The sequence below is a fragment of the Microcystis sp. M083S1 genome, from assembly GCF_020246405.1.
In the GTDB taxonomy this organism is placed as follows: domain Bacteria; phylum Cyanobacteriota; class Cyanobacteriia; order Cyanobacteriales; family Microcystaceae; genus Microcystis; species Microcystis aeruginosa_C.
In genome coordinates this window covers 1-2,740 of the sequence record NZ_JADBTB010000094.1, presented here as the reverse complement: position 1 = coordinate 2,740, position 2,740 = coordinate 1, and the positions used below count along the sequence as shown (strand labels likewise).

3 protein-coding genes are annotated in these 2,740 nt (G+C 43.4%); 2 read left to right on the top strand and 1 reads right to left on the bottom strand.

Annotation, left to right across the window (positions count from 1 at the left end; genetic code table 11):
- On the top strand, positions 1 to 139 hold a 139-nt coding region (locus tag IM450_RS09390; RefSeq protein ID WP_287664376.1), incomplete at its 5' end, for an alpha/beta fold hydrolase.
- 233 nt (positions 140 to 372) lie between these two features.
- Here the strand turns inward: IM450_RS09390 and IM450_RS09385 are convergent.
- Positions 373 to 1,323: an undecaprenyl-diphosphate phosphatase gene (locus tag IM450_RS09385; protein ID WP_043998160.1), complete on the bottom strand. Its 951-nt coding sequence runs from the start codon at positions 1,321 to 1,323 to the stop codon at positions 373 to 375.
- A gap of 371 nt (positions 1,324 to 1,694) precedes the next feature.
- On the opposite strand from IM450_RS09385, the gene IM450_RS09380 reads away from it, so the two are divergent.
- Positions 1,695 to 2,426 carry a glutathione peroxidase gene (locus IM450_RS09380; RefSeq protein WP_125731266.1) on the top strand — a complete coding sequence of 244 codons (732 nt, stop codon included), beginning with the start codon at positions 1,695 to 1,697 and terminating at the stop codon, positions 2,424 to 2,426.
- The last annotated feature ends 314 nt before the right edge of the window (positions 2,427 to 2,740 follow it).

The following is a 2,740-nucleotide window of genomic DNA, read 5'->3' as shown; positions in this document are numbered from 1 at the left end:
TGCCAAAATGGGCAAAATGGCGGCGGATTTGAATAATAATATCCAGTATGTGGAGATGGCTAATACTGCTCACTTTCCCATGTTAGAAGATGCCCCTACTTATCTACAAAAATTGCAAGATTTTTTAGAAATTAATTAGGGCTGGCTGAATAAAGCTAAAAACCTTGTTGGGTAAGACTTTTAGACTTTTTGTCAATCAAAAAGTACCATATCTGGGAGTGATCGGGGGGAAAATTCAGGGACTTTTTCCCTAAAAATTAGGTAATTGACCAGATGAAAATCTGTAAAAACCTACACCCCACACCCCACACCCCACACCCTGTCCCCACCAACAAACTTTTTGCCGCAAACCCTAATTAGAATGCCAAAAGGTCAGGAAAAACGCCCCCAGGCCACACCAATCAGGATAGTAACCCCGAAAAAGAGACGATACCAGACAAAAACCCAGGTACTCTGTTTTTTGAGATAATCTAATAACCAGGCGATCGAAAGATAGGAAAATATCGCCGAGGAAATTACCCCAATAGCCAGGGGAATTAATTCACTGGTGTTAATCTGGTCGAGAACTCCTTTAAATTCCACTAAACCGGCTAAAGTTATCGCCGGAATGCCTAACAGAAAGGAAAATCGCGCCGCTACGGCCCTTTCTAAACCCATGAATAACCCGGCAGTTAAGGTGGACCCAGAACGAGATACCCCCGGTATTAGGGCTAAAGCTTGGGCTAATCCCATTAAAACCCCGTCTTTTTGTCGCAAAGTCTCAAAACTGCGTTTATGTTTCCCGATTTTTTCGGCCGTACCTAAGAGTAAAGCCATGACTATGGAGGCACAGGCGATCGCTGTCATGCTTCTCAGGGGGGAGTTATCTAAATCGGGAATGAAAAGTTTCATTAACAAACCGAAGAAAACGATCGGAATTGTGCCTAGGATAATCCCCACGGCTAAACGAAAATCCTGGGAACGATAATCGGAACTAGCCACCGCTTTCACCATTCCCGTGGATATTTGCCTTAAATCCTGCCAAAAATAGGACAATACCGCCGCAATACTGCCCAATTGAATCACTGCTGTATAGGTGACACCAGGATCTCCCCAACCCAAAAAGACGGGAATCGCTTTTAAATGAGCGGTACTGCTAATCGGCAAAAATTCCGTCACTCCCTGCACAAATCCCAAAAAAATCGCCTGTAACCAGTTAATTTTTGCCAGAGGTATGGTGCTAGTGGTTGATTGGGCAATGACGGCGGGTGTAATCGCCAAAATCACCGTTATTATCGCTAGTCCTAGCCATTTATAGCTTTTTTTCAGGAAGGAAAACATCATTTTTCAGTAAAAAAAGGGGTTGGGTGTGGGGAGAAGTGGGAATTATGAATTATGAATTATGAATTGGGAGGTGGGGAAGTGGGGAGACAGGAGACAGTATACAGGAGACAGAAGTAACTGATAACAACGGACGAATCTAAAACCTTATTTGTTCAGCTAAAAGCTTTGATGTACTTAGTTTCTAATCTTCTTTTTAGGTGGGAGAATTGCCAGATTCCTTCTTGGAGACTCTTGCCTGTTGCCTGTTGCCTCCTGTCTCCTATCTCCTGATTTAAGTATAAATACTTGTTGACAACTCGTAGTCGTTATGATTACACTTAATTTATACAAACTCGAAATGAGTACGACTTAGCGATTAGGAGTTGACGATTATGCTACCAAACCGAGAAGGGCAGAGAGTTCCCGATGTCACCTTTCCCGTGCGTCAAAATAATCAATGGGTGAACATCACCAGCGAGGAATTATTCAAAGGAAAAACCGTTGTTCTTTTTGCCTTACCCGGGGCATTCACTCCCACCTGTTCCACCTCTCATTTACCCGGATATAACGAATTAGCCCCAGTTTTTCGGGAAAATGGCGTAGATAGTATTGTTTGCTTGTCGGTGAATGATACCTTTGTCATGAACGAGTGGGCAAAAGATCAAGAATGTGATAATGTCGTCTTGATTCCCGACGGTAACGGCGAATTTAGCGCAGGAATGGGGATGTTAGTCGATAAAGCTGACTTAGGTTTCGGTCAACGTTCTTGGCGCTATTCGATGCTAGTCAAAGATGGTGTTATCGAGAAAATGTTCATCGAACCGGAAGAACCGGGAGATCCTTTCAAAGTCTCCGATGCAGAAACGATGTTAAACTACATCAACCCAGAAGCCAAAAAGCCGCCTTTAGTCTCTCTTTTCTCGAAAGTGGGCTGTCCCTACTGCCTCCGGGCTAAGAAAATGTTAGAAGAAAAAGGGCTACAATACGAAGAAATTATCCTCGGACGCGATGCCACCAGTCGTTCTCTGCGGGCCATGAGTGGCAATACCACCACCCCGCAAGTCTTCATTAACGGGCAATTAATTGGCGGTTCGGAAGAGTTAGCAGCTCATTTAGGAGCATAATTAATCAGTTAGACCTCAAGTTATCTTTCCATTGCAACTGGAGAGATATCTGTGAGAGGTTTTGCCCGGGCAAGTTAGAGCTTTTTTGTTGGGTGTGATTGTAGTCTGATGTATTTCGTTAATCATTTATAGCGTTTCTCAGTCTTATAAAGTACACCATCTGTTGCCTGTTCCCTAACTAGGGCTTGCTGAATAAATCTAAAAACCTTGTTGGATAAGGCTTTTAGACTTTTTTGACCTCAAAAAGTGCCGACCATTGGAGGGATCGGGGGTAAAATTCAGGTACTTTTTCCCTGAAAATTAGGTAACTGACT

Coding starts and splice junctions, on each gene's coding strand:
- IM450_RS09385 (WP_043998160.1), bottom strand. CDS start 1,323: ATGATGTTTTCCTTCCTGAAAAAAAGCTATAAATGGCTAGGACTAGCG.
- IM450_RS09380 (WP_125731266.1), top strand. CDS start 1,695: ATGCTACCAAACCGAGAAGGGCAGAGAGTTCCCGATGTCACCTTTCCC.